27 protein-coding genes are annotated in these 25,004 nt (G+C 73.7%); 11 read left to right on the forward strand and 16 right to left on the reverse strand.

The features are described from left to right. Positions 1-13: 13 nt before the first annotated feature. The 5 genes from ACWIYF_RS00180 to ACWIYF_RS00200 all read left to right on the forward strand — a co-directional run bounded on the left by ACWIYF_RS00180 (position 14) and on the right by ACWIYF_RS00200 (position 4,111). A complete protein-coding gene (locus tag ACWIYF_RS00180) occupies positions 14-1,285 on the forward strand; it encodes a cytochrome P450 family protein (RefSeq protein WP_448626091.1) in 1,272 nt (423 codons plus the stop codon). 12 nt (positions 1,286-1,297) lie between these two features. Continuing rightward, positions 1,298-2,269, forward strand: coding sequence for an oxidoreductase (locus ACWIYF_RS00185; protein WP_448626092.1), 972 nt, complete (start codon positions 1,298-1,300; stop codon positions 2,267-2,269). A gap of 22 nt (positions 2,270-2,291) precedes the next feature. After that, a complete protein-coding gene (locus ACWIYF_RS00190; RefSeq protein WP_448626093.1) occupies positions 2,292-2,597 on the forward strand; it encodes a hypothetical protein in 306 nt (101 codons plus the stop codon). A 34-nt stretch (positions 2,598-2,631) separates the two neighbouring features. Then, on the forward strand, positions 2,632-3,312 hold the full coding sequence (locus tag ACWIYF_RS00195) for a hypothetical protein (protein ID WP_448626094.1): 681 nt from the start codon (positions 2,632-2,634) through the stop codon (positions 3,310-3,312). Between the two features lie 106 nt (positions 3,313-3,418). Beyond that, positions 3,419-4,111 (forward strand): TcmI family type II polyketide cyclase, encoded by a 693-nt coding sequence (locus tag ACWIYF_RS00200; RefSeq protein WP_448626095.1) that lies wholly within the window; start codon positions 3,419-3,421, stop codon positions 4,109-4,111. A gap of 89 nt (positions 4,112-4,200) precedes the next feature. Here ACWIYF_RS00200 and ACWIYF_RS00205 read toward each other — a convergent pair whose 3' ends face one another. Next, on the reverse strand, positions 4,201-5,277 hold the full coding sequence (locus ACWIYF_RS00205; protein WP_448626096.1) for an alkene reductase: 1,077 nt from the start codon (positions 5,275-5,277) through the stop codon (positions 4,201-4,203). 109 nt (positions 5,278-5,386) lie between these two features. On the opposite strand from ACWIYF_RS00205, the gene ACWIYF_RS00210 reads away from it, so the two are divergent. Next, positions 5,387-7,063, forward strand: coding sequence for a Na+/H+ antiporter (locus ACWIYF_RS00210; protein ID WP_448626097.1), 1,677 nt, complete (start codon positions 5,387-5,389; stop codon positions 7,061-7,063). Between the two features lie 52 nt (positions 7,064-7,115). Here ACWIYF_RS00210 and ACWIYF_RS00215 read toward each other — a convergent pair whose 3' ends face one another. Together ACWIYF_RS00215 and ACWIYF_RS00220 are read right to left on the reverse strand one after the other, a co-directional pair. Further along, the gene (locus ACWIYF_RS00215) at positions 7,116-7,877 is read right to left on the reverse strand and encodes a hypothetical protein (RefSeq protein ID WP_448626098.1); all 762 of its coding nucleotides are present in this window, start codon (positions 7,875-7,877) and stop codon (positions 7,116-7,118) included. A 39-nt stretch (positions 7,878-7,916) separates the two neighbouring features. After that, complete coding sequence (locus tag ACWIYF_RS00220; protein ID WP_448626099.1) at positions 7,917-8,792, reverse strand: ABC transporter ATP-binding protein; 876 nt, start codon at positions 8,790-8,792, stop codon at positions 7,917-7,919. A 182-nt stretch (positions 8,793-8,974) separates the two neighbouring features. Between ACWIYF_RS00220 and ACWIYF_RS00225 the strand changes: the two genes are divergently transcribed. After that, the gene (locus ACWIYF_RS00225; protein ID WP_448626100.1) at positions 8,975-10,114 is read left to right on the forward strand and encodes a sensor histidine kinase; all 1,140 of its coding nucleotides are present in this window, start codon (positions 8,975-8,977) and stop codon (positions 10,112-10,114) included. Beyond that, positions 10,111-10,770, forward strand: coding sequence for a response regulator transcription factor (locus ACWIYF_RS00230; RefSeq protein WP_448626101.1), 660 nt, complete (start codon positions 10,111-10,113; stop codon positions 10,768-10,770). Before ACWIYF_RS00225 ends, ACWIYF_RS00230 begins: the two co-directional genes overlap by 4 nt. A 1-nt stretch (position 10,771) precedes the next feature. On the opposite strand, the gene ACWIYF_RS00235 is transcribed toward ACWIYF_RS00230, so the two are convergent. From ACWIYF_RS00235 to ACWIYF_RS00245, 3 genes are all read right to left on the reverse strand, one after another. Continuing rightward, positions 10,772-11,482, reverse strand: a complete 711-nt coding sequence (locus ACWIYF_RS00235) for a DUF4386 family protein (protein ID WP_448626102.1) — start codon at positions 11,480-11,482, stop codon at positions 10,772-10,774. A gap of 208 nt (positions 11,483-11,690) precedes the next feature. Continuing rightward, positions 11,691-12,437, reverse strand: a complete 747-nt coding sequence (locus tag ACWIYF_RS00240; RefSeq protein ID WP_448626103.1) for an alpha/beta fold hydrolase — start codon at positions 12,435-12,437, stop codon at positions 11,691-11,693. Then, complete coding sequence (locus ACWIYF_RS00245; RefSeq protein ID WP_448626104.1) at positions 12,434-13,567, reverse strand: serine hydrolase domain-containing protein; 1,134 nt, start codon at positions 13,565-13,567, stop codon at positions 12,434-12,436. The genes ACWIYF_RS00240 and ACWIYF_RS00245 overlap by 4 nt, the downstream gene beginning before the upstream one ends. Before the next feature lie 172 nt (positions 13,568-13,739). On the opposite strand from ACWIYF_RS00245, the gene ACWIYF_RS00250 reads away from it, so the two are divergent. Continuing rightward, the gene (locus ACWIYF_RS00250; RefSeq protein WP_448626105.1) at positions 13,740-14,948 is read left to right on the forward strand and encodes a globin domain-containing protein; all 1,209 of its coding nucleotides are present in this window, start codon (positions 13,740-13,742) and stop codon (positions 14,946-14,948) included. A gap of 49 nt (positions 14,949-14,997) precedes the next feature. Here ACWIYF_RS00250 and ACWIYF_RS00255 read toward each other — a convergent pair whose 3' ends face one another. The 5 genes from ACWIYF_RS00255 to ACWIYF_RS00275 all read right to left on the reverse strand — a co-directional run bounded on the left by ACWIYF_RS00255 (position 14,998) and on the right by ACWIYF_RS00275 (position 17,462). Further along, positions 14,998-15,636, reverse strand: coding sequence for a dihydrofolate reductase family protein (locus tag ACWIYF_RS00255; protein WP_448626106.1), 639 nt, complete (start codon positions 15,634-15,636; stop codon positions 14,998-15,000). A gap of 99 nt (positions 15,637-15,735) precedes the next feature. After that, complete coding sequence (locus ACWIYF_RS00260) at positions 15,736-16,257, reverse strand: SRPBCC family protein (RefSeq protein WP_448626107.1); 522 nt, start codon at positions 16,255-16,257, stop codon at positions 15,736-15,738. Continuing rightward, positions 16,257-16,571: an ArsR/SmtB family transcription factor gene (locus tag ACWIYF_RS00265; RefSeq protein WP_448626108.1), complete on the reverse strand. Its 315-nt coding sequence runs from the start codon at positions 16,569-16,571 to the stop codon at positions 16,257-16,259. Before ACWIYF_RS00265 ends, ACWIYF_RS00260 begins: the two co-directional genes overlap by 1 nt. A gap of 48 nt (positions 16,572-16,619) precedes the next feature. After that, a complete protein-coding gene (locus ACWIYF_RS00270; RefSeq protein ID WP_448626109.1) occupies positions 16,620-17,129 on the reverse strand; it encodes a hemerythrin domain-containing protein in 510 nt (169 codons plus the stop codon). A gap of 48 nt (positions 17,130-17,177) precedes the next feature. Next, positions 17,178-17,462 (reverse strand): hypothetical protein, encoded by a 285-nt coding sequence (locus ACWIYF_RS00275; RefSeq protein WP_448626110.1) that lies wholly within the window; start codon positions 17,460-17,462, stop codon positions 17,178-17,180. A gap of 138 nt (positions 17,463-17,600) precedes the next feature. On the opposite strand from ACWIYF_RS00275, the gene ACWIYF_RS00280 reads away from it, so the two are divergent. Further along, positions 17,601-19,679 carry a hydantoinase/oxoprolinase family protein gene (locus ACWIYF_RS00280; RefSeq protein WP_448626111.1) on the forward strand — a complete coding sequence of 693 codons (2,079 nt, stop codon included), beginning with the start codon at positions 17,601-17,603 and terminating at the stop codon, positions 19,677-19,679. Then, complete coding sequence (locus ACWIYF_RS00285) at positions 19,676-21,577, forward strand: hydantoinase B/oxoprolinase family protein (protein WP_448626112.1); 1,902 nt, start codon at positions 19,676-19,678, stop codon at positions 21,575-21,577. The genes ACWIYF_RS00280 and ACWIYF_RS00285 overlap by 4 nt, the downstream gene beginning before the upstream one ends. An 18-nt stretch (positions 21,578-21,595) precedes the next feature. On the opposite strand, the gene ACWIYF_RS00290 is transcribed toward ACWIYF_RS00285, so the two are convergent. The 5 genes from ACWIYF_RS00290 to ACWIYF_RS00310 all read right to left on the reverse strand — a co-directional run bounded on the left by ACWIYF_RS00290 (position 21,596) and on the right by ACWIYF_RS00310 (position 24,958). After that, positions 21,596-22,615, reverse strand: coding sequence for a hypothetical protein (locus ACWIYF_RS00290; protein ID WP_448626113.1), 1,020 nt, complete (start codon positions 22,613-22,615; stop codon positions 21,596-21,598). 6 nt (positions 22,616-22,621) lie between these two features. Further along, complete coding sequence (locus ACWIYF_RS00295; protein WP_448626114.1) at positions 22,622-23,548, reverse strand: hypothetical protein; 927 nt, start codon at positions 23,546-23,548, stop codon at positions 22,622-22,624. A gap of 107 nt (positions 23,549-23,655) precedes the next feature. Next, positions 23,656-23,844 carry a hypothetical protein gene (locus ACWIYF_RS00300; protein WP_448626115.1) on the reverse strand — a complete coding sequence of 63 codons (189 nt, stop codon included), beginning with the start codon at positions 23,842-23,844 and terminating at the stop codon, positions 23,656-23,658. A 35-nt stretch (positions 23,845-23,879) separates the two neighbouring features. Beyond that, on the reverse strand, positions 23,880-24,362 hold the full coding sequence (locus ACWIYF_RS00305; RefSeq protein WP_448626116.1) for a DnaJ family domain-containing protein: 483 nt from the start codon (positions 24,360-24,362) through the stop codon (positions 23,880-23,882). A gap of 20 nt (positions 24,363-24,382) precedes the next feature. Further along, on the reverse strand, positions 24,383-24,958 hold the full coding sequence (locus tag ACWIYF_RS00310; protein WP_448626117.1) for an NADPH-dependent FMN reductase: 576 nt from the start codon (positions 24,956-24,958) through the stop codon (positions 24,383-24,385). Between the last annotated feature and the right edge of the window lie 46 nt (positions 24,959-25,004).

A 25,004-nucleotide genomic window follows, 5' to 3' on the forward strand; every position in this document is an offset into this window, starting at 1 on the left:
AGAGGGGAACCCCATGTCACTCACCGCCGAACGGCACGCCTCCGGGCGCGAGGTGGAACCCGTCCCCGGGGCCGCGATCTACACCCCCGAGTTCCGCGCCGACCCCTATCCCATCTATGCGCGACTGCGCGCCGAGAGCCCGGTGATCAAGGTACGGACCCCCCGGTTCGACTCCTACCTGGTCACCCGGTACGAGGACGCCCGTGCGGCCCTGTCGGACCCACGGCTGTGCAAGGACCTGTACCGCGCGGGCGACACCTACCTGCAGGTCTTCGGCGAGAAGGCCCGGCAGATCAACACGAACATGCTCAACTCCGACGAACCGGAGCACAGCCGGCTGCGTCGGCTGGTGACGCAGGCGTTCACGCCGCGGCGGATCTCGGCGATGCGGCCGCGGGTCGAGCAGATCGTCGAGACGCTGCTGGACGGCATCGCCCCCCGCGGTCGGACCGACTTCGTCAACGACTTCGCCCTCCGGCTGCCGCTGGCCGTGATCGGCGACCTGCTCGGGATCCCCAGGGCCGACCACGAGGAGATCCTCGCCGGCACCCAGGTGATCCGGACGGTGGGCACCGGGGGACGCAGCCCGCAGGAGGACCGGGCCGCGATCGGCGAGGCCCAGTCGCGGCTGCACGCGTATTTCAGCGGCCTGGTCGCGGCCAAGCGCCGCGAGCCCGGCGACGACCTGGTGAGCGCGCTGATCGCCGCGCGGGACGGCGACGGGAAGCTGTCGGAGGCCGAGCTGGTGTCCACGGCCTTCCTGCTCCTGTTCGCCGGGTACCAGACGACCTCGGACTTCCTCGGCAACGCCGTGGTGGCCCTGCTGACCCACCCCGCGGAGATGGCCAAGCTGCTGGCGGAGCCGAGCCTGGTGCCCGACGCCGTGGAGGAACTGCTGCGCTTCGACGGCTCGGTGCCCGTGTCGAGCTTCCGGTTCGCCGCCGAGGACCTGGAGATCGGCGGCGTCCCCATCCCGGCGGGGTCGATCGTCACGATCGTGCTGAGCGCGGCGAACCACGACCCGGCGCTGGTCCCGGACCCGGACCGGCTCGACGTCACCCGGGGCTGCACGTCGCACATGTCGTTCGGCCACGGCATCCACTACTGCCTCGGTACCGCGCTCGCACGGCTCGAGGCGACCACGGCGTTGCGCCGGGTGCTCGTGCGGCTGCCCGGCCTGCGGCTCGACGTCCCGGTGGAGGAGCTGCAGTGGCTGCCCGCCGCGTCGGCCTTCCGGGGGCTCCTGCAACTGCCCCTCCGCTTCACCCCGACCCCTGCCGGCTGAGGAGGCCGCCACATGTCCGAGCTGACGGAACTGCGGGCGACGCCCGTTCCCGCGGCGGCCTCCGGCCGCTTCGTCTTCGGGAACCGCCCGGTGCACCGCCTGGGCTACGGCGGCATGAAGCTGACCGGCCCCCGGCTCATGGGCCCACCGGCGGACCGCGAGGCCGCTCTGGCCGCGCTGCGTCGTGCCGTCGAGCTCGGGGTGGACCACGTCGAGACCAGCGACCACTACGGCCCGCACGTGGTGAACGAGCTGATCCGCGAGGCACTGCACCCCTACCCCGACGGCCTGGTCATCGCGACCAAGGTGGGGGCCCGCCGGACGCCGGACGGCGGGTGGGCCGAGGCGCTCGCCCCCGCGGAGCTGCGCCGGGCCGTGCAGGACAACCTGGACCAGCTGGGGCTGGACGTGCTGGACGTCGTCTGCCTCCGGATGCCGGGGATGGGCCACCAGCCGGAGGAGCGCTCCCTCGCCGAGCCGTTCGAGGCGCTGGTGCGGCTGCAGGAGGAGGGGCTCGTCCGCCACGTCGGGGTGAGCCACGTGAGTGCGGCGCAGGTCGCGGAGGCCCGCAGCATCGCCCCGGTGGCCTGCGTGCAGCACGACTACAACCTGATCAACCGCGTGGACGACGACCTCGTCGACGAGCTCGCGCGCGACGGGATCCCCTACGTGGCCGTGCAGGGGCTCTCGTACACGGAGCTCTTCCGCGTCCGCCAGCTGACGCCGGAGCAGTCGGCGGTGTTGGCCTCGATCGCGAGGCGGGCGGAGGCGACTCCGGAACAGGTGGCCATGGCCTGGCTGCTCGCCCGCTCCCCCAACCTGCTGCTCATCCCCGGTGCCACCTCGGTGGCGCAGGTGGAGGACAACGTCGCGGCGGCCGCCCTCCGGCTCGACCCGCGGGACGCCGCACAGCTGGACCGCATCGCCGACCTCGCCGGGGCGCCGTCGCCGGCCGATCGCCCCCGACCCGCACGCATTCCCTGACCCGGGATCCAGGAGGACCGCGATGAGCGTGTTCGACCCCGATCGCGACGCGCGGCGGGTGGCGCCCGCCGGCGGTCGGCGCTGGGCCGCCGTCGGCGCGACCCTCGGCCACCGGTTGCTGACCGGCCTGGTGCTTGCCGGCTCGCCGGCCGTGCCCGGGTGGTGGTGCGGCTCCGGCCCGTGGGACGACTGCTGGGCCGGCGGATGGGACGGCTGGTGGAGCGCCGCCGTCCCGCCCGCGCCCCTCGGGGAGGACGCGCCTCCCGGCGCCGGGACGCGCGTCCCCCCGCCGGCCGACGACCTCGGCGGCGACCTGCCGACCTGGTGACGCCCGCACCCCTCGGACCTGGAGGAGGCCCACGATGGACCGACCCGATCTCGACAGCCGCCGCGGGGACGCGGCGCCGCCCGACCGCCGCCGGCGGTGGCTGGCCGCCGGGGCCGCCGTCGGGGCGGGGCTGCTCACCGGAGCGGTCGCCGCGGGCGTGCTGGGAGACGCCCGTGCGGCGACCACCGAGACGGCCGCGGCCACCCACCCCGCGACGGTGACCGACCCCGTCCGGTGGTGGCCGCACTGGTCGCCGGGTGGTGACCCGTGCCCATCCGGGACCGCGGACGCCGTGCCATCCGACACCGCCGCCCGGGTGCGCAGCGCCGTGTCGGCCGGGTACCCCGGCGCCACGGTGGGCTGGGTGCGGCCGGACGGCGCCGGCGGCTACGTCGCCTACGGCCACACCGCCGACGGCGCGCACGTCGCCTGGCACCTGGACGGCTCCTTCGCCGTCACCGGCACCGACGACCTCCCGCAGCCCGACCCGGACTGGCCGGACGGGGGCCTGTCAGCGGACACCGCCGCCCGGGTGCGCAGTGCGGTGCAGGCCCGGTACCCCGGGGCCGTGGTGTGGCGGGTGCAGGCGGACGGCTCGGGCGGCTACGTGGCCTATGCCGACACCGACGGCAGGGGCACCGCCGGCGACGACGTCGTCGTGCACCTGAACGCCTCCTTCGCCGTCACCGGCACCGACGACCTGCCCGGGTGCTGACCGCGGCGCCGTCCACCCCCGAGCCGCGACAGCCGGACCAGGCCGGGGCGACAGGCCCGGCCGACCCATCACCGATCCAGCCCGACCCACCCATCAAGGAGGAGCCATGACCTTCCGACCGTTCCGCAACGTGATCGTCTGTCACATGGTCCCCGGCAGCGAGGACAAGGTCGGCCCCGTCTTCGCCTACTACGACCGGACCACGCGACCCCAGGACCTCGGCGTCATCGGCCGGTACCTGCTCTCGTACGAGGACCTGTACCTCCACGTCATCGAGCGCAAGGAGGACCCGGCGGTCTCGGGCCAGCGCCGCGGGCTGCCCGCCTTCCAGCAGATCGCCGAGCAGATAGCCCCCTACGTGACGCCCTACCCGAGCTACTGGGAGAACCCGTCCCACTCCGTCGCCAAGGAGTTCTACCGCTGGCTGCCCGACGGCGACGTGCCCGCCGACCGCGAGCTGACCGTCATCGTCCAGCGGATGAAGCCCGGAGCCGAGGAGGACATCGCACGGGTCTTCGCCGAGTCCGACGCCGGGCCGCTGCCCGTCGAGACCGGCGTCACCGGGCGCTGGCTGTACTCGATGGAGGACGTCTTCGTGCACCTGCTGGAACAGGACCCGGTCAAGGCCGCGGCCGTCCGGGCCAACCACGAGTCCCACCGGCCGGCCTTCGCCCGGATCATGCAGGACCTCAGCGCCTACGTCGGTCCGTACAACCCGGAGAAGTGGCAGACCCCGCGGGACTCGGTGGCGAAGGTGTTCCACCGCTGGCAGGCCGACGACTGGCACCCCGAGGGCTGAGGGCGACAGGCACCATCGGCTGACCGGCATCCGTCGAGGGCCCCCTCGATCGGTTCGAGAGGGCCCTCGACGGGTGTTCGCCGTGCGGGTCAGCCGGCCCGGAGCGTGGGGTAGTCGGTGTAGCCCTCGGCGCCGGGCGCGTAGAACAACGCCGCGTTCGGCGGGTTCTCCGGGTGCTCGCCCTGCCAGCGCTCGACCAGATCGGGGTTGGCGACGACCGCGCGGCCCACGGCGACGGCGTCGGCGTGCGCGGCCTCGATCAGCGCGACCGCCTCCGCGCGCGTCGTCACGGAGCGGAAGCCGCTGTTGGCGATCACCTTGCCGCCGAAGCGCTGCCGCAGCTCCTGCACCAGCTCCCCCGTTGGTTCCACGTGCAACACCGACAGGTAGGCCAGGCCGAGCGGGCGCAGCGCGTCGACGAGCGCGCCGTACGTGGCGCGGACGTCGTCCCCGTCGGTCTCGAGCGCGCCCTGGATGTTGTGCTCGGGCGAGATGCGCAGGCCCACGCGGCCGGCACCGATCTCCGCAGCCACGGCCGTCACCACCTCGATCACGAACCGCGCCCGGTTCTCCGGGGAGCCGCCGTACTCGTCGGACCGCTGGTTGGACGCCGGCGACAGGAACTCGTGCAGGAGGTAGCCGTTGGCGCCGTGGATCTCCACGCCGTCCAGGCCGGCCTCGACCGCCCGGCGGGAGGCGGCCACGAAGTCCTCGACCACGGCCCGCGCCTCGTCGACGGTCAGTGCGTGCGGCACCGGGTACGGCTGCTTCCCCCGCGACGTGTGCGCCTCGCCGTCGATCGCGATCGCGCTCGGCGCGACGACTCGCCGTCCGCCGTTGACGTCGGGGTGCGTGACCCGGCCACCGTGCATCACCTGCATGACGATCCGGCCGCCGCGGTGGTGCACCGCGTCGGCGACCCGGCGCCAGCCCGCCACCTGCTCGTCGGTGACGATGCCGGGCTGCCCGACGAACGCCTGCGACTCGAAGCTCGGGTAGGTCCCCTCGGCGATGATCAGCCCGACCCCGGCCCGCTGCCGGTAGTGCTCGACCAAGAGGTCGTTGGGGACGCCGGAGGCACCGGCCCGCAGCCGGGTCAGCGGCGCCATCACGACGCGGTTGGCGAGCTCGAGGTCGCCGAGGGTCACGGGGCTGAACAGGTCCATGCCAGGGCCAACCGGCGACGCCGAACCCAGGATTCCGGAACCCGACCGACTGCGGCGCGCGTCACGGCCCCGACCTGAGGGCCGGCGCGGGGCCAGAGAGGATGGGGCCGTGGACATCGAGGCGACCCTGCTGTTCGTCCTGGCCGCGGTCGCCGTGGTCGTCGTCCTGCACTGGGTGGCGGAGAGAACGGGGCTGCCCGCAGCCGCGCTGATGACCCTGGCCGGCATCACGTACGCGGTGCTCCCGGGCCCGAACGTCGGCCTGGACCCGCACGTCGTGCTGACCCTGGTCATCCCGCCGCTGCTCTACAGCGCCGCGCTGGACTCCTCACTGCTCGCCATCCGCAAGCACCTGCGCACGGTCATCAGCCTCTCGGTGCTGCTCGTGTTCGTCACGGCGGTGCTGGTCGGCGTGGGCTTCGACCTGCTGATCCCCGGCGTGACGCTGGCGGCCGGCATCGCCCTCGGCGCCGCCGTCGCCCCACCCGACCCGGTCGCCGCGCTGTCCGTGGGCCGGCGGGCCGGCCTCCCGCCGCGGGTGGTGACCCTCATCGAGGGCGAGGGCCTGCTCAACGACGCGACCGCGCTGACCATCCTGTCGGTGGCCGTCGCCGCGGCCAGCGGCGAGGGGTTCTCGACCTGGGCGGCGCTCGGGCAGTTCCTGCTCGCCGCCGCGGGCGGGATCGCCGTCGGGCTGGCGGTGGCCTACGCCGTGCGGTGGGCCCGCCGGCTGCGGCGCGACACGATGACGCTCAACGCCGTCTCGCTGGCCACCCCCTTCGTCGCCTACCTCGCCGCCGAGCGGCTGCACGTCTCCGGCGTCCTCGCGGTCGTCATCGCCGGGCTGCTCATCGGCCACGACAGCTCCCGCGCCGTCTCCAGCGACTACCGGCTGCAGGTCAACGCCGTCTGGCGGCTGATCAACTACCTGCTCGAGGGCCTGGTCTTCCTGCTCATCGGCCAGCAGCTCCCCACCGTCGTCTCCGGCCTCGGCCAGTACGAGACGTCCACGGTCGTCACCGCGTCCGTCCTCTGCGTCGGCGTCGTCCTGCTGGTGCGCCCGCTCTGGCTGATGCTGACCCAGCTGCTGCCGCGCTCCCTGCACATGCGCCTCGGCGGCGGCGACGACGTGGAGAACGCCACGGACGACCAACCCGCGGACGAGCGCCGGGCGCACGCGGCCCAGCGGCTGACCAACCGCGAGATCGTCGCGCTCAGCTGGGCCGGCACGCGGGGCGTCATCAGCCTCGCCGCCATCTTCACGCTGCCGCGGCTGACCGACGGCGGCGATCCGTTCCCCGGCCGCGACCTGCTGCTGTTCTGCACGTTCCTCGTCGTCCTCGTGACGCTGGTCGGGCAGGGCGTGACGTTCGGGCCGCTGGTGCGGGCGCTCGGGCTGCGGGCCAACGCCGCCGACCAGGCCCGGGAGCGCAACGAGGCACGGGCGGCCGCGGTGCAGGCCGGGCTCGACCGGCTGTCGGACCTGGAGCGGGAGGAGCACGACGACGTCGACGACCAGGCGATCGCCGCGCTGCGCGCCCAGCTCGAGGCCCGGCTGGCCCGCTACCAGCAGCGGCTGGACATCCTGGAGGGCGCCGACCACGAGGTGCCGTACAACCCGCAGTACGAGGCGGCCGTGCGCGTGCACCGGGCGGTCATCGACGCCGAGCGGGACACGCTGCTGCGCTGGCGGGACGTCGGCCGCCTCACCGACGCCGGCATGCGCGTGCTCGAGCGCGAGCTCGACCACCAGGAGGGCCTGCTCCCCAGCCGGCCGTCCGGCTGAGCGCACGCGAAGGGCCCTCCCGACGGGATCGGGAGGGCCCTGGGCGAGGCGGCTACTGCACCGCGCGGCGGTGGGTGAGGACGGCGCCGGCCACGGAGGCCACGACCACCCAGCCGGCCAGGACGGCGATCGACTGCGTCTGCTCGAAGCCCTGCCCCAGGTTCAGCACGGCGTTCGCCGGGTCGATCTTCTCCGCGATCGCAGGCTTCACGTTCTCCAGCACCGGCATGACGCCGAGCAGGACCAGGTAGAGGCTGGTCAGCGCGGCCGGGGTGTTCCCGAGCGCCGCGCCCACGCCGGCACCGGTCACCGCGAACGCCGCGCCCGCGGCCACGACGGCGACCACGGTCTGCGGCACACCGTCCCAGGACAGCTCGCCGCCCATCGTGAGCGCCAGGACGCCGGCCGACAGCCCGGCCGACACCGCGGCGAAGGTGGCGCCCATCAGCGCGACCGCCGTCCCCTTGGCGGCGAGCACCCGGCCGCGGTGCGGCACCAGCAGGAACGTCGTCTGCGCCGTGCGGTGGCTCCACTCCCCGGCCGTCGACAGCACGCCCAGGGAGACGAGCACGAAGGCGGTCAGCACGCCCATCACCGCGATCGGCCCGGTCGCCGAGCCGATCGGCTCACCGGTGGACGACGCGATCGCCATCGCGGCCGGGGCGAGCACGACCGACGCGGCGGCCAGCGACTTGCCCGACCGGGTGGCCAGGGACTTGCGGATCTCCAGGCCGACCATCGTCGGCAGTGACGGACCGGTCCGGCGCACCGTGGGCCGGTCGATGGCGGCGGTGCGGGGCAGGGTGTCGATCATCGGAATCTCCTCGAGACGTCGAGAGGTGGCCGGCGCCGGTCAGGACGCCGTGGTGAGCTGGAAGAACAGGTCCTCGAGACCGCGCTGCAGCGGCCGCAGGTCGGTGAGCACGAGGCCGGCGGTGGCGGCGACGGCACCGACCGCGGCCGGGTCGGCGGAGGGCACGACCAGCGCGCCGTCCGAGCCGTGCTGCACGTCGAAGCCGGCAGCCCGCAGCGCCCGGGTCAGCCCGGCGGGGTCCACCGCGGAGACGGCGGTGCCGTCGGCGCCGAGCAGCTCGGCGACCGCGCCGTCGGCCACGATCCGCCCCTGGCCGATCACCAGCAGCCGGTCGACGGTGTGCTCGACCTCGCCGAGCAGGTGGCTGGACAGCAGCACCGTGCCGCCGCGGGCCGCGTGGTGACGGAGCAGGTCGCGCATCCACCGGATGCCCTCCGGGTCCAGCCCGTTGGCCGGCTCGTCGAACATCAGCACCGGCGGGTCGGCCAGCAGCGCGCCGGCGATCCCGAGCCGCTGCCGCATGCCCAGCGAGTAGCCGCCGATCCGGCGCTTGGCGGCGTCCTCCAGGCCGACGAGCTCCAGGACGTCCTCGACGCGCTCCCAGGAGACGCCGACCGTGTCGGCCAGCAGCCGCAGGTGCGTCCGCCCGCTCACGCCGGGGTGCACGGCCGAGGCGTCGAGCAGGGTGCCGACGACGGCGCCCGGGTTGGCCAGCGCCCGGTACGGGCGGCCGTCGACCAGCGCGGTCCCGGACGTCGCCGGCACCAGGCCGGTCATCATCCGCATCGTCGTCGTCTTGCCGGCGCCGTTGGGCCCGAGGAACCCGGTCACCGTTCCCGGCTCGAGGGTGAAGGACACGTCGTCCACGACGGTCCGGGTGCCGTACTGCTTGGTCAGTCCGCTGACCGTGATCATCGAAACCTCCGGGGATCTGGTTCTGCCGGCGAGAAATCTGCCGGGCACGCCCCGGTCCCCGCGTCGGCCGGAGGCAGCGAATCCGGGTCGACGGACGGCGCGACCTCGTCATCCGAAAGTTGACCCGGGTGATCCACTCGCGGGCGACCCGCAGGCGGTGCACCGGGAAATACGCTCGCCGCATGGGGATCCGGGCGCGCCTGTGGCCGGGTCTGCGCACGCGCAGCATCTGGTTCGAGGCGGGCCTCGCCCTGCTCAGCACGTCGGTCGTCGCCGTCGGCGCCGCGGCCCCGGAGCCTCAGCTGCTGCCGGACGTCCCCCTGGTCGTCCTCGGCGTGCTGCAGACGCTCGCGCTCCTCCTCTTCCGGCGGCGCGCCCCGCTGGTCCCGTTCGTGCTCAGCGCCGTCCTCGCCGTCGTGTCCGCTCCTCTGACGGTGGCGCTGCTGATCACCGCGTACGCCGTCGGGCGCTACACCCCCCGGTGGCCGCTGCGCATCGGTGCCGCCGTCGTCGGCGCGGTCGCCGTCGTCCAGCCGTGGGCGCTGTCCGGACTCGACCAGTGGATCGGGTCGATCGGCGCCGCCGCGCTCGTGATCGTGCTCCCCGGCGCCGTCGGGATCTGGCAGCGCACCCGCGCGCTGCTGCTGGTCGCCCTGCGGGAGCGGGCCGAGCGCGCCGAGGCCGAGCGGGAGCTGCTGGCGCGCGACGCCGTCCTGACCGAGCGGACCCGCATCGCCCGTGAGATGCACGACGCCGTCGGGCACCGGGTGAGCCTCATGGTGCTGCAGGCCGGCGCGATCGAGATGGCCGCCGGCGACCGCGACCGGGTGGAGCAGCTGGCCGGCAACGTGCAGGCCGCCGGGCGGCAGGCGCTCGAGGAGCTGCGGCAGATGGTCGGCGTGCTGCGCGCCGGGGAGGTGGACGACGCCGCGCCGCTCGGCCCGCAGCCGGAGCTGGCCGACCTGCCCCGGCTGGTCGCGCAGTCCCGGGAGGCGGGGATGCCCGTGGAGCTCACCGGCTGCACCGACGCCGCGGTCGACCCGGTCGTCGGCCGCGCCGCCTACCGGATCGTGCAGGAGGCGCTGACCAACGCCGGCAAGCACGCGCCCGGCTCCGCCGTGACGGTGACCGTGGAGCGCCCGGACGGCGCACTCACCGTCCGGGTGGTGAACGGGCCACCGGCCGGACCGGTCGGCGAGGCCGCCGGCGGCGGCTTCGGCCTGGTGGGGTTGGGTGAGCGGGTGCGCACCCTGGGCGGCCGGCTGACCGCCGAACCGAGGCTGGACGGCGGGTTCACTGTGGAAGCCGTGCTGCCGGCATGACGATCCGCGTGGTCCTGGTGGACGACGAGGAGCTGGTGCGGTTCGGGCTGCGGACGGTGCTCGAGGCCGCCGGTGACTTCGAGGTCGTCGGGGAGGCCGGGGACGGCGCGGCCGGCCTGCGGGCGGCGCGCGAGCTCAAGCCCGACGTCGTCCTCACCGACATCCGGATGCCGGGCATGGACGGGCTGGCCGCGACCCGGGAGATCCTCGCGCTGCCCGACCCGCCGCAGGTCGCCGTCCTCACGACCTTCCACGTCGACGAGTACGTGTACGCGGCGCTGGCCGCGGGCGCGGCGGGCTTCCTGCTCAAGGACACCCCGCCGCGCGAGATCGCCGCCGCGGTGCGGGCGGTCGCCGACGGGACGGCGACCCTGTCGCCGGCCGTCACCGCGGCGCTGATCGAGTCCTACGTCGACCGCCGCGCCGCCCCGCGCAAGGCCGAGGCCCTGCGGCGCATCGCCGATCTCTCCGACCGCGAGCGCGAGGTGCTGCAGCTCCTGGGCAGCGGCGAGTCCAACGCCGAACTGGCGCAGCGGCTCTACGTCAGCGAGGCGACGGTGAAGACCTACGTCTCCCGGCTGCTGACCAAGCTGGACCTCGCCAACCGCACCCAGGCCGCGATCCTCGCGCACGAGGCCGGCCTGCTGGAGAGTTGACTCACTCGACCCGGGCGGTCCGGCGGCTGCTCATGAGCAGCAAGGCGGTCGTGGCCAGCATCCAGACCAGGAGCAGCAGGTATCCGACGAACGCGATGATGCCGAGCGCGCTGTCCTCGACGCTGTCGTCGAACACGGTCGCGAGGCCCACCAGTAGGCACACCGCGGTCAGCGCGGCCAGCCAGCCCAGCCACCGCGGGAACGCGTGCGTGCTCTGGATGCCCGCGGCCACCGCGAGCAGCATCACCACGCCCGCCGGGAGAGCGGCGCCGCCCACCCAGTCGTTCAGGACGACCAGCGTCCGGACGACGCCCGGCTCGTCGGCCGTCGCGCCCTGCACGAGCGCCAGGTAGAACCCCTCGGAGACCGCGATCACCGCCACGAACGCCGCCGCGGCGATGGCGAACAGGCCGCCGAACAACCCGCCGCGACCCTCGGCCCGCCGCAGCCGGCCCCAGACGCCGGCGAGGAAGAACAGGAAGCCCAGGTCGGCGAGGAAGCCCAGGAACACCGACCACTGGTGTCCGGCCCGATCGGCCTCGATCGCCCGGGCGATCACGTCCACGGACTCGTCGCTCGCGGGTGTCGAGGGGGTGAAGAAGCTGACGATGACCAGGACGACGAACACCACGCCGCCCACACCGGCGATGAGGTCCCACCTCCGCGCCGCCGCGACCTCCACCGTTCCCGCAGATCCACTCGTGCGGTCCATGACGACTCGCCTCCCGGTGTCAGGACCAGCCGTTGCCGCAGTTCTCGGCGAGGCGAGTGTGGACCCTCGGCCGGAGCGATGGGGACGGTTCCATCACGGCAGGTCAGGCGGCCGGCGCGACGTCCCGCTCGGCGGCGCCGACCAGGCGGGCGTAGCGCCCGCCCGCGGCCAGCAGCTCGTCGTGGGTCCCGGACTCGAGGAGATCACCTCACGGGGCGAGGAGAGACCACACCGCCTCGGGCTGCTCCCAGTGCGCGTTGTGCCCCGCGCCCGCGAGCACGCGCGCATCTGGGTCGAGCCGTCGCATCGCCTCGAGCGACACCATCGGGTCGCCCTCGCCCGCGGCCAGCCGCAGCGGCGCCTGCGCGCGCCGCAGGATTCCCGGCACGGACGGGCCGACCGCCGAGAACGCGCGGTTGTCCAGCGCGACCGCCCAGCCGCCGTCGACCGCGCGGACGCCGGCCCGCGCGACGTCGTCCCCCGGCTCGGCGAGACCGCGCAGCCCGGCCAGCGCCAGGTGCCGGGCCGCGGCCTCCTCCTGGGTGGCGAACACCTTCGCGGGGCGGTCCGCGAGTGCGCGGGCGCCGTCCTCCTCCTCCGCCGTCCATTCGAGCTTCGTGCCGACCGCGACGACGAGTGCGACGTCGATCCCGTACTCACCGCTGCCCAGCAGCGCGCCCACCACGCCGCCGAACGAGTGCGCGAGCACGGTCACGCGCGCGGCACCCAGCTCCACCGCGAGCGTGGCCATGTCGGCCGCGTGCACGCCGTAGCCGTAGGGCGGCTCGGCCACGGACCGGCCGTGCCCGCGCAGGTCGGGCGCCGCCCACCGGCCGGGGATCTGCGGCAGCAGCCGCTGCCACACGGCCCCGGTCGCGCCGAGGCCGTGCAGGAGGAGGAGGAGGTCCTCGCCGGAGCCTCCGGTCTCGTAGGCGATGCCGGTCCGGGTGATCACAGGGCGGCGTAGACGGCGTTCAGGTACGCCTCGGCCCGCGGGGAGCCGACTATGCCCGGGGCCATGCGGTTCATCATGTAGCTCGTCGTCACGCGGCGGTCGAGGTCCATGACGATCAGCGAGCCGCCCCAGCCGCCCCAGAAGCAGACCCGCCCCTCGGGCAGGTACGGCACGGCCCCCGACGGCGAGAGCCCGAAGCCGATGCCGAACCGGAACGGCACGCCCAGCACGAGGTCGACGCCGTCGGCCTGGACGTCGAAGACCAGGTCGATCGTCTTGTCCGACAGCAGCCGGACGCCGCCGGCCTCCCCGCCGAGCGACATCACCCGCATGACGTCGAGGACGCCGCGCGCGTTGCTGTGCCCGTTGAGGGCGCCCATGTCGGCGGCCCGCCAGTCCGGCGTGTTGGCCTTGTTCGCGTCGGCGGCCGGGCCGGTGAAGCAGCGCACCACCGGGCTGTCCGGGTCCAGCGTGGCGAGGTCGATCGGCAGCGGCGGCGGGGGGACGACGGGCGCGATGCGGTCCGTGTCCTCCGGCCGCGCGCCGATCTGGAAGTCCGCGCCCAGCGGGCCGGCGAGCTCCTCGGCCACGTACTGCTTGAGCGAGCGGCCGTCGATGCGCCGCAGCACCTCGCCGAGCAGGTGCCCCTGGTTGTTGGCGTGGTAGCCCGACGCCGTCCCCGGCTCCCACCACGGCGCCTGCGCGGCCAGCCGGGACGTCGCGGTCTCCCAGTCGTACATCTCCTCGACGGTGAACGGCGCGTCCCAGCCGGCCACGCCGGAGGTGTGCGACATCAGGTGCTTCACCCGCACGTCGGCCTTGCCGTTGGCCGCGAACTCGGGCCAGTACTCGGCGACCGGGGCGTGCACGTCGAGCCGGCCCTGCTCGACCAGGGTGAGCATCGCCAGCGCGGTGATCGTCTTCGTCGTCGACCAGACGTTGACGATCGTGTCCCGGGTCCAGGGCGTCGTCCGCGCCTCGTCGCGGTGGCCGCCCCAGATGTCGACGACGGTCTCACCGTCGACGTCGACCGCGACGGAGGCGCCGAGCTCCTCGCCGTCGAGCTGGGTGGCGAGCGCGTCGCGCACACCTGCGAACCCGTCGTCGAACGTGCCGTGGACCTCCGCCATGGGGCCTCCCTGGGATGGGCGCGACCGCCTGTCGCGCCGCCGCGATCAGACCACGACCGCCTCGGGCGGGACAACGATCATGCGGTCGCGGGAGCGGTCGATGGGTAGACCGGCCGTGAACGGGGCAGGGGCGAACCCACGGGGGTCCGGAACCGAACCCTGGGGGAGAGGAATGCTCACAGAGAAGTCCCGGCCCGTCATCGAGGCCACGTTGCCCGTCGTCGGCGAGAACATCGGCAAGATCGCCGAGCGCTTCTACCAGCACCTGTTCGGCGAACATCCCGAGTTGCAGGACGGGATCTTCAACCGCGGCAACCAGGCCGAGGGCACCCAGCAGCAGGCGCTGGCCGGCTCGGTGGCGCTGTTCGCCAGCGCGCTGGTCAGCCACCCGGACCACCTGCCCGAGCACCTGCTCCAGCGGATCGCGCACAAGCACGCCTCGCTCGGCATCAGCCCCCCGCAGTACCAGGTCGTGCACGACAACCTGTTCTGGGCGATCGTCGACGTCCTCGGGGACGCCGTCACGCCCGAGGTCGCCGCCGCGTGGGACGAGGTCTACTGGCTGATGGCCCGCGCCCTGATCAACCAGGAGCGCGGCCTCTACAGCGCCCGCGGCGTCCGGCCGGAGACGGTCTGGCGGGACTGGGAGGTCACGGAGAAGCGCCGGGAGACCGAGGACGTCGTCGTCTTCACCGTCAAGCGCGTGGACGACCGGCTGGTGAAGACGTCGCTGCCCGGCCAGTACGTGTCCGTGAAGGTGCAGATGCCCGACGGCGTCCACCAGCCGCGGCAGTACAGCCTCATCAAGGCCGACGACGGCGAGCACCGCTCCTTCGCGGTCAAGCGGGTCACCGGCGGGGGCAAGCCGGACGGCGAGGTCTCCAACTACCTGCACGACCGCGTCGACGTCGGCGACCGGATCACCATGTCGCTGCCGTTCGGCGACGTCGTCCTCGACGACTCCGGCCGGCCGGCGGTGTTCGCCTCCGCGGGCATCGGCATCACGCCCATGGCCGGCATGCTCTCCCACCTGGTCACGGCCGGCTCGCACCTGCCGATCACCGTGCTGCACGCGGATCTGGACGAGGAGTCCTTCGCGCTGCGGCAGCAGGTGGCCGACGACGTCGCGAAGCTGGCCAACGCGCGGATGCACGTCTGGTACGAGCACGGTCCGCAGGGCGACCTGCCGGTCGACGGCCGCTACGGCGGGATCATGAACCTGGACGACGTCGAGCTGCCCGCGGAGGCCTTCTACTACCTGTGCGGCCCGCTGCCGTTCATGCGCGGGATCCGCGGCACCCTGCTCGACCGCGGCGTGTCCCCGGCCGACATCCAGTACGAGGTCTTCGGCCCCGACCTCTGGCAGGCCGACGCCGACTGATGGAGTGCGGGGAGCGAGGTTTCCTCGCTCCCCGCACTCCGGTCACTGACTAGGCGCCCTGCATCTCGTCCTCGAGCGTGAACTCTCCGGTCCGCAGCTCGCCGACCCGCTGGTAGGTGGCGATCAGCGCGCCGGTGGAGGTCGCCTTCGACGACGCCAGCCGCCAGGTGCGCGGGATCGTCCCGTCGCCGAACAGCCGCTTGCCGCTGCCGACCGTCACGGGGTCGATGATCAGACGCAGCTCGTCGACCAGGTCGTTCGCCAGCAGGGTCTGGATCAGCCCGGCACTGCCGTGCACCTGGAGCTCGCCGCCGTCCTCGGCCTTGAGCCGGCGCACCGCCTCGACGACGTCGCCCTCGATCAGCCGGGCGGTGTCCCAGTCGACCGACGTCAGCGTGCGGGACGCCACGTGCTTGGTCTTGGTGTTCAGCGCGTCCGCGATCGGGTTGCCGCTGCCGACCGGGACCTGCGGCCAGAAGCCGGCGAAGATCTCGTAGGTGGTCCGGCCGAGCAGGAAGTCCTGCGCGCCGGCGAACCACTCGGTCACCTGCCGGCCGAAGTCGTCGTCGGCGTAGGGGTGCGACCACCCGCCGTGGGCGAACCCGCCGGAGGTGTCCTCCTGCGGGCCGCCGGGGGCCTGCATGACCCCGTCGAGGGTCACGAACGTGGTGACGGTGAGCGGGCGCATGGCTGCCTCCTGCGGTGGGTCCGTTCGGTGTCTGACATCAAGACGTCGAACGGGTCCGGCACTCATCGACAGCGCGCCCGCGAATTCCCCCGCGGTGGGTCAGCGCTCCACGGGGTCGGGGATCGGGGCGCCCGAGGGCAGGCCGGCATCGATGTGCGCCTGGTAGATCGGCTCCCACTCGGCCTGGTCGCCGTGCGGGCCGCTCGTGGGGACGCCGTCCAGCCGCTTGGCCAGCACGTCGAGGCAGACGAACCAGCCACCGGCGTTGCGCGCGGCCGCCGAGCGGTCGTCGAGCACGTTCAGCAGCGTCAGCCGGCACCCGCCGTCGTCCGCGGGCTCCAGGGTCAGGTGCAGCTCGTCGGTGTACCAGGTGAACGCCAGCCGGTGCGGCGGGTCCCAGACGAGGATCGTCCCGGTCGCCGCCTCGGCGTAGGGGTCGTCAGCGAACGCGATGCTCCCGCCCTCGCGCGGCTCGAGCTCCACGGACGACGGGAACCACTGCCGCAGCTCGCCGGGGTCGCTGATCGCCGTCCACACCCGCTCGACCGGGTGCCGGTAGGTCCGCACGAACCGCACCGCGGGCCGGCCGTCGTGCTCCACGTAGGTGCCCAGGTCGTCCATCACCGTTCCTCCGTCTCGTCGAGGTGCCTGCCGAGTGCGTCGAGGCGGTCGTTCCACAGCGCCCGGTAGGGCGCCAGCCACGCGTCCAGCTCGGCCAGCGGCGCCGGGTCGAGCGCGTAGATGCGCCGCTGGGCGTCGGGCACGACCCGCACCAGTCCGGCCTCGCGGAGCACCCGGAGGTGCTTGGACGTCGCCGGCTGGGTCAACCGCAGCGCCCCGACCAGCTCGCCGACGGCGTGCGGCCGCTCCCGCAGCAGGCCGAGCACCGCCCGCCGGTGCGGATCGGTCAACGCGGCCCAGGTCGCCTCGCGCACGGTCCTGAGCATGCCTTTCGAGGCATATGCCCGTCAAGGCATATGCGATCACCGGTTCTCGGCGACGTACCGCTCGGGGTCCTTGTCGCGGATTGGGATCCCCGCGTAGTGCTCGGCCTCGAACGTCAGGAACTGCACCGCGATGTCGTGCCGCGTCTGCAGGTCGGCGTGGTGGCGGAAGTCGAGCAGGTCCTCGCGCTCCTCCTCGGCCATGTGGTCGTCGTTGGCCTTGCGCGCCTCCCACACGGCGGTCCACCACTCGTCGGTGCCGACCTCGTGGTCCCGTGACCTCGTGACGGCGTCGCGGATCTCGTTGTGGTCCTTGATCGCGTCCTCGACCTCGTCGTCGACGTCGCCCTCCGGGTTGCCCTTCCCCAGCCGGAGCAGCCGCGGGTAGAAGAACCGCTCCTCCGCCTCCGCGTGCACCTCCAGGAAGACCTGCAGCCGCCCCCACACAGCATCCAGGGCCGCCACGTCGTCCCGCGGCATCTCGTCGAGGACGGCGAACATCCGCCGCTGCTCGCCGTGCTGATGGAGGATGACCTCGGTGATGTCCATGCCGGGGACCCTTCTCGGGGCCCCGGGACCGCGCAACAACGGCGCTCGTCAGCCCGCCGGCAGCCGGAAGACCGCCGCGTCGTCGTAGGCGGTCGTCCAGACCGAGCCGAACGCGACGACGACGTCACCGGCGCTCTCCACGTCGGCGGACACCCCGGAGACGGGCGCGCCGGTCGCCGCGTCGAGCCGGACGAGGAACCGCTCGGCGCTGCGCACCCAGACCGCGTCGCCGTCGGCGGTGAGCCCGCCGTCGAGCCCGACCCCGATGTCGGCGCTCTCCTGGACCGCCCCGCTGCGGGGATCGAGGCGCAGCGTGCGCAGCGCCGTCCCCACCCAGACCTCCTCGCCGACCGAGATCGCGACGCCCCTTCCCGGCTGCGGGACGAGTGGATCCCACCACCGGCGCGGCGGTGTGTCACCGGTTCCCCGCCGAGCTTCCGGGTCTGGTATCTCACCGCTAAGGTAACTGCCATGACTGCGCCGACCCGCCGGGTTCGCATCGGGATCGACACCGGGGGGACGTTCACCGACGTCGTCGCCGTGGACGAGGAGACCGGCCAGACGACGACGACCAAGACGCCGTCCACCCCCGCCGACCCGGCGGAGGGCTTCCTGACCGGCGTGCGCAAGGTGCTCGGCCTGCTCGATCTGGGCGGGGACGCCGTGACGGCCGTGAGCCATGGGACGACGGTCGCGACGAACCAGCTACTCGAGGGCAAGCTGGACCGGATCGGGTTCATCACCACCGAGGGCTACGAGTCGGTGCTGGAGATCGCCCGGCAGTCGGTGCCCGACGGCTACGGCAACAGCTACTTCTGGGTCAAGCCGCCGCGGATCGTCCCGGCCGACCTGGTCCGCACGGTGCGCGGCCGGCTGGACCACCACGGCGCCGAGGTGCGCCCGTTCGACCGGGACGACGCCGTCGCCGCCGTCCGGTTCTTCAAGGACGCCGGCATCCGGACGCTCGGCGTCTGCTTCCTGCACTCCTACGCGAACGACGCGCACGAGCGGGCCATGCTCGAGGTGCTCGAGGCCGAGTACCCGGAGGCCGTCGTCTCGCTGTCGAGCGAGGTGCTGCGCGAGTACCGCGAGTACGAGCGGTCGGTGACCACGCTGGTCGACGCCGCGGTCAAGCCCAAGGTGGCCGCCTACGTCACGAACATCCGCACCCGGCTCGACGAGATCGCGCCGCACGTGCCCTTCTACGTGATGAAGAGCAACGGCGGCGTGCTCTCGGCGGCCGAGGTCGTGCACCAGCCGATCACCACGATGCTCTCCGGCCCGGCCGCCGGTGCTCTCGGCGCCGCGCTGATCGCCGGCACGGCCGGCTTCGACCGGGTGCTCACCTGCGACGGCGGCGGCACCTCGACCGACGTCACGGTGGTCATCGACGGCGAGCCGACGCTGACCACCGAGGGCTCGGTCGGCGACTACCCGTCGAAGATCCCGATGATCGACGTCGTCACCGTCGGCGCCGGCGGTGGCTCGATCGCCTGGCTGTCCCCCGAGGGCACGCTCAAGGTCGGCCCGCAGTCGGCCGGCGCCGACCCCGGCCCGATGTGCTATCCGTCCGGCGGCGACCAGCCCACGGTCACCGACGCGCACGTCGTCCTCGGCCGGATCCCCCCGCACCTGCTGGGTGGGGAGATCCCGCTGTCGGTGGAGGCCGCCACCACCGGGCTCGAGCAGCTCGGCGCGAAGCTGGACCTCTCCCTGGAGCGGACGGCGACCGGCATCCTCGAGATCTCCGCGTGGAACCAGGCCAACGCTCTGCGGCAGGTCACCGTGGCCCGCGGCCTCGACGTCCGCGACTTCACGCTCACCACGTTCGGCGGCTCCGGCTCGCTGCTCGCCTGCCGGCTGATGGACATCCTCAACCTGCCGCGCACGCTCGTGCCGCCGAACCCGGGCAACGTCAGCGCGTTCGGCCTGCTCACCGTCGACGTCCGCAACGACTACGTGCAGACGGTGGTGAGCCGGCACGCCGACCTCGACCTGGAGCGGGTCAAGGGCGTCTACGCCGACCTGGAGGCCCAGGCGCAGAGCGCCCTGGACGGCGAGGGCTTCGGCCGCGACCAGCAGCGGATGCAGCGCACCGCCGACCTGCGCTACGTCGGGCAGGCCTTCGAGGTGCGGGTGCCGGTCGCGGACGGCGTGCTCGACCGCGCCGCCGCCGAGGCGGTCGCCCAGGCGTTCCACGCGGCGCACCGGCAGCTCTACGGCTATGACTTCGCCGACGACCCGCGCCAGGCCGTCGAGTGGGTGAACCTGCGGGTCAGCGGGATCGGGCCGATCCGCCGTCCGGACATGGTCGAGCTGACCCCGAAGGACGGCGGTACGGACCGGGCCGTCACGGGTTCCCGGCGGGTGTTCTTCGACGACTGGGTGGACACCCCCACCTACAACCGGCCCGACCTCGGCCCCGGCGACGTGGTGCGCGGCCCGGCGATCATCGAGGAGTTCGGCTCCACCGTGCCGGTGCACCCCGGCTTCCGCGCCACCGTCGACGCCCACGGCAACCTGCTGCTGACGAAGGAGACCGACCGATGACGGGCCAAAGTGGCCACTTTGGCCCATCGAACGGCCAGAAGGTCGAGGCCGACCCGGTCCTCGTCGAGATCGTCGCCGGCACGCTGGCCGCGATCGAGAAGGAGGTCGAGACGTCGATCGGGCGGACGTCGCGCTCGCCGATGATCCGCGACGCGCACGACTTCCGCGCCGGCATCCACGACCGCAGGCTGCGCAAGCTCACCGGCCGCTCGTACTCGGCGCTGGTGCACCCCGTCGTCCGGGACTACCCGATCGAGACGATGAACGTCGGCGACGTCTTCTTCCACAACGACGTCTACCTCTCCGAGGGCGGGATCGGCCACCTGCCCGACCTGTGCGTGACCGTGCCGGTCTTCGCGCACGACGCCGACTCGGGCGAGCTGCGGGTGGTCGCGTTCATCCAGGCCTTCGGCCACCACGACGACATCGGCGGCGCGGTGCCCGGCTCGATGCCGTCGGCGGCGACGTCGGTGTACGAGGAGGGCCTGATGGTCCCCCCGATCAAGCTGTGGGACCGCGGCGTGCCCAACGAGAGCGCGCTGAAGATCATGACCCGCAACTCGCGGATGCCCGACTCGCTGGCCGCCGACCTCGACGCGGAGTGCTCGGCCTGCCTGGCCGGCGCGCGGCGGCTCGGCGAGCTGTTCGACCGGTACGGCGTCGCCGCGGTCGAGGCGTGCTTCGAGGCGATCCTGGCCAACTCCACCGAGGTCTACCGGCGCGAGATCCTGTCCCAGATCCCCGACGGGACCTACGTCTGGGAGGACTACGCCGAGCACGACGGCGTCGAGGAGCCCAAGCTGCACCGGCAGCGGATCACGCTGACCATGGACTCCTCGAAGGAGACGCCGCTGGTCATCGACTTCACCGGCACCGGCCCGCAGGCGAAGGGCCCGATCAACCACTGCGGCGACTACGCCGACGGCAACTTCCTCAAGAAGTGGCTGGCGCCGATCCTGCGCAACCTGGCCGAGACGCCGGAGCGCATGGCGCAGCTCGACGTCAACGAGGGCGTCGTCCCGCTGATCGAGATGCGCTTCCCCGAGAAGGGCACGCTGCTCACGCCGATCTTCCCGGCGCCGACCAACGCGCGGACGTTCGTGATCCTCCGGCTGCTCGGCGTCCTGGCCGGGGTGCTGGCCAAGGCGACCGGCGGCCGGATGCCGGCCGACCAGGAGACGATCCGCTACACCGGCGTCTACGGCACCGACTTCGACGGCCAGCCCTATCTGATGCGCGAGGTGCTCGGCGGCGGCTCGGGCGGGCGGTACTACGCCGACGGCGAGGACACCATCCACGTCGTCCCGGACTCGCGGAACCTGCCGACCGAGTTCACCGAGGGCCGCTTCCCGCTGCGGGTGGAGCGGCTCGGCCTGGCGATCGACTCCGGTGGCCCGGGGCGCTACCGCGGCGGCTGCGGGTACGAGAAGCACATCCGGGTGCTGCGCGACGCGCACTTCATGTCGATCGCCGACCGCTCGATCCTGTCCTGCTGGGGCGTCAAGGGCGGCAAGGCCGGGCGGCCGTTCCAGATCACCGTCGACCCGGGCGGTCCGGATGAGCACGACGTCGACGCCCTGGCCGACGCCGAGCCGCTGACGGCCGGCACGGTCGTCCGGATCCGGACGACGGGCGGCGGCGGCTGGGGTGACCCACTGGACCGGCCGGTCGAGGAGGTGCTGCGCGACATCGCGTGGCGCAAGGTCTCGGTGGCCGGCGCCCGCGACGACTACGGCGTGGTGGTGCGGGACGACGGTTCGGCCGACGAGGCCGCGACGGAGGCCCTGCGCGCGGAAATGCGGGCCGCCCGGACCGGCGACGAGCCGTTCTTCGACCGCGGCCCCGGATACGCCCGGCTCTCCGGCGGCGCGGCGTTCAACGAGTTCGACGTCCTCTGAGGTCTGTCGCCGCTCGGCTCAGCATCCGGGGGTGGGCTGCCCGGCCGGGCTGAACTCGAGCCGGATCGAGGAGCTGCGGGGGATGAGCAGCGCGGTGCCCGATGCCTGGTCCCAGGTCGCCGGCAGGAGCACGTACTGGTTGCCTGCCTGGCGCACCAGCCGCAGGCCGGTGTACCGGAAGCGGTAGGCCGCGTCCGGATCGTGGCAGGCCTGCTCGGTCACGCCGGGGACGCCGAGGCTCAGGCTCCGCTCGCTGTAGAGGACGGCCTCCGGAACGCTGGGCAGGGCGCGCTGCAGCGCCATGGCGCGGCCCGTCCCGACGCCGAAGGCGTAGCCGCCGACGGCCCAGAACAGCCCGACGCTGACCAGCAGGAAGCCGGCGCCCCACTCGGCGAGGGCAGCCTCGGGGCGCCGGCGCGGAGCCACCCCTCGGCCGGAGGGCGGGACCCGGAGCAGCCGCACGACGTAGAGCAGGGCCAGCACGCCGACCGCCAGGCAGATGCCGCCGGCCGGCGAGTTCACCCTGAAGATCGAGCCGCCCCGGAGCAGATCCAGCAGCGCGACCCCGACGAGCACCGCGCCGACCTGTCCGGCCAGGGGGACGAGCACCCGGACGGCGGCACGGCGCCCCGCCGGCGAGAGCCTGCGCGCCACCGATCGGTGCAGCCAGATGAGGACGAGCACGAGCAGACCGGTCACGGCGACCGGAACGAACAGGCCGTCCACGCCCGAGAACAGGAAGTCGTTGGTCGTCAGGTCCAGCGCGGTGAAGTTGATCCGGAACCAGCGGTAGTAGCCGGCGCTGTGCATCCGCCCGAAGTGGAACAGCAGCCCGGTCAGGAGGGTGGTCGGCGCCACGATGCCGCCGACGATCTTCAGCAGCCGGGGGAGCGCCTCGACGGCACCCATGTCCCAGGACGGCCCCTGCTCGGTCGCCGGGGGCGGCGCCCGCTCGGCACCGTCGTGCGCGCGGGCGTCGGGCGGATCGGGAGCCGCCGCCTGCAGCAGGCGCCCCAGCCGGGGAACCGCCGTCGCCACGCCGACTCAGCCCCGCGGAGCGCCCGGGACGAAGGCTGCCGCGTCGTTCGTGGGATCGCAGTCGACGTGCGCGCGGACCTTCGCCCCGTGCTCGAAGAAACCGTTCTCGGCCGGCGGGTCGTACTCGATGTCGTCCTTGCTGAGGATCGTGCAGTTGCCCACGCCGCCGTCGACGTTCGCGGGATCGCCGTCGTCCACCACGGGCGGCTCGACGAGGGTGCAGGCGCCGCCGGCGCACTTTCCAGCGGCGTCCTCCACCAGGACGCTGTAGGGCGCCCCGTCCTCCTCGAAGACGGCGATGTCGCCGGGCCCACCGGGGTTGCCCGCGGCCTCTCCGCCGTTCTCGCCGGCCGCGCCGGCCGGGTCACCGCCGGGTCCGCCGGGGAGCGGACCACTACCTCCGCCGCCGTCACCGCCCGGCTGGCCCCCGCCGCCGGGCTGAGCACCCCCGCCCGGCTGGCCGCCACCCCCGGGCTGGCCGCCACCCCCTGGCTGACCGCCGCCACCGGCCTGACCGCCGCCACCGGCCTGACCGCCGCCACCGGCCTGACCGCCGCTCCCGGGCTGACCACCGCTACCGGGCTGACTCCCACTGCCGGACTGGCCGCCGCCACCGCCTGGCTGACCACCACTGCCAGGCTGACCCCCGCCACCGGACGACGCCGTGCCGTGATCGGGGTGCGCCGCGGACGACGAGGACCCGGTGTTCGCCGGACCATGATCCGGGTGCTCGCCGCCGCCACCCGCCTGCGCATCCGAGGCCGGCGCATCGGGGGCTGTCGGGCTCGGGATCGGCTCCTCACCCGAGGACGACAGGGCGCTCGACGACGCCGCCACCGACGTCCCCTCCGTCGCCGCCCCTCCTCCGCAGGAGACGACCGCGACGAGGAACGGAACACCCAGGAGCAGCTGCGCGCGACGAGATCCGGTCATGACGACCTCCTGGGACGGCCAGGTCGGCTGCGCCCACGGTTCTCCGGGCGGCGCCCGGAGGCAAGGTGTTCGGGCCTCGCGCAGTTCCGAGGTGCGGTCGTTCCCGCTCAGGCCTCGACCCGCCACTCCCCGACCGGCGTGTAACCGCTGTCCATCAGGTCCTGCCGGGCGCCCGGGGTCAGCTCGATCTCCTTCATGGCCCCGCCCCAGTAGCGCAGGATGCGGCCGAGCTCGGCGCCGCGGTCCTCCCCGGCCAGCGCACCGGCGTGCAGGTCCACCTCGAGGACGAATCGCATCCGGTCAGTCTGCGGGTCGGGCGGGCGCGCGATCCTCATCCGCGCGGCCGGCGCCACCAGCGCCGACGCCGGGCCGACGGCATCGCCGCGCGCTCGGCGACCGCCGGCTCGGTCGGCCGGTTGACCCGCCAGTGCTCGAGCAGCGCGTCGAGGTCGGCCATCCCGGGGACGGCATCCGCGCGGTCGGCCGGACGGCGCCAGTGCTCCGCCACCCGGGCGTTGAAGTCCTCCACGAGCGCGCGGACCGCCGCCTCCGACGGCAGGTGGACGACGACCTCCGGCAGCCGCTCGCGCTCCTTCCGCAGCGCCAGCCCGGGCGGCAGCATCCCGTCGGTGCCGCCGTTCTCCCGCCGCGCCCACTCCAGAGCCCACTCGTAGCTGCTCTGCTCGCGGTCGCGGTGGGGCAGCGGCTGCCCGGCGCCGGTCAGCCCCTCGAACGCGCCCCTCTCCTGGGCCTGGGCGATCTGCTGATCGACCCAGGTCCGGAAGGACATGCCCGGGGGCTTGCGCTCGGTCATCGCCCCCGTGTGTACCCCGCTCAGGCGGCGCTGCGAAGGGAGCGCAGCGCCGGAGTCACGCGGGCCAGCTCGTCGAGCATCGCCTTGGCGCCGGCCTCGAGCTCGGCGTTCGGCTCGAACTCGCCGTCCTCGGTGAGGAACTGGGCGAAGAAGGGCACGGACACCGCCTCGACGACCGGCAGCATGCGCAGCGAGGCGAGCACCGGCTTGATCGCCGCGGCGGCCCGCAGGCCGGCGGAGACGCCGCCGTAGCTGACCAGGCCGGCCGCCTTGTCGGCCCACTCGACCGCCAGGTGGTCGAGGGCGTTCTTCAGCGAGGCGGGGAAGGAGTGGTTGTACTCGGGGGTCACGAAGACGAAGGCGTCGGCGCGGGCCACCGTGGCGCTCCAGTCCTTGGTCGACTGGTGCAGGTACTGCTGCAGCCGCGGGTGGTTCGGCTCGTCGAAGACCGGGAGCCCCACCTCGGCGAGGTCGACGAGCTCGACGTCGAAGCCGGCGTGCTGCTCGGCCAGCTGCTGGATCCAGCGCGCGACGGCGATGCCCTTGCGGCCGGAGCGGGTGCTGGCGGCGATGATCTGCAGGACCGGACGGGACACGGGTGCTCCTCGGGAAGAACGACGATTCGTTGAACTCTCAACAGCC

It is taken from the genome of Geodermatophilus sp. URMC 64, from assembly GCF_053502555.1.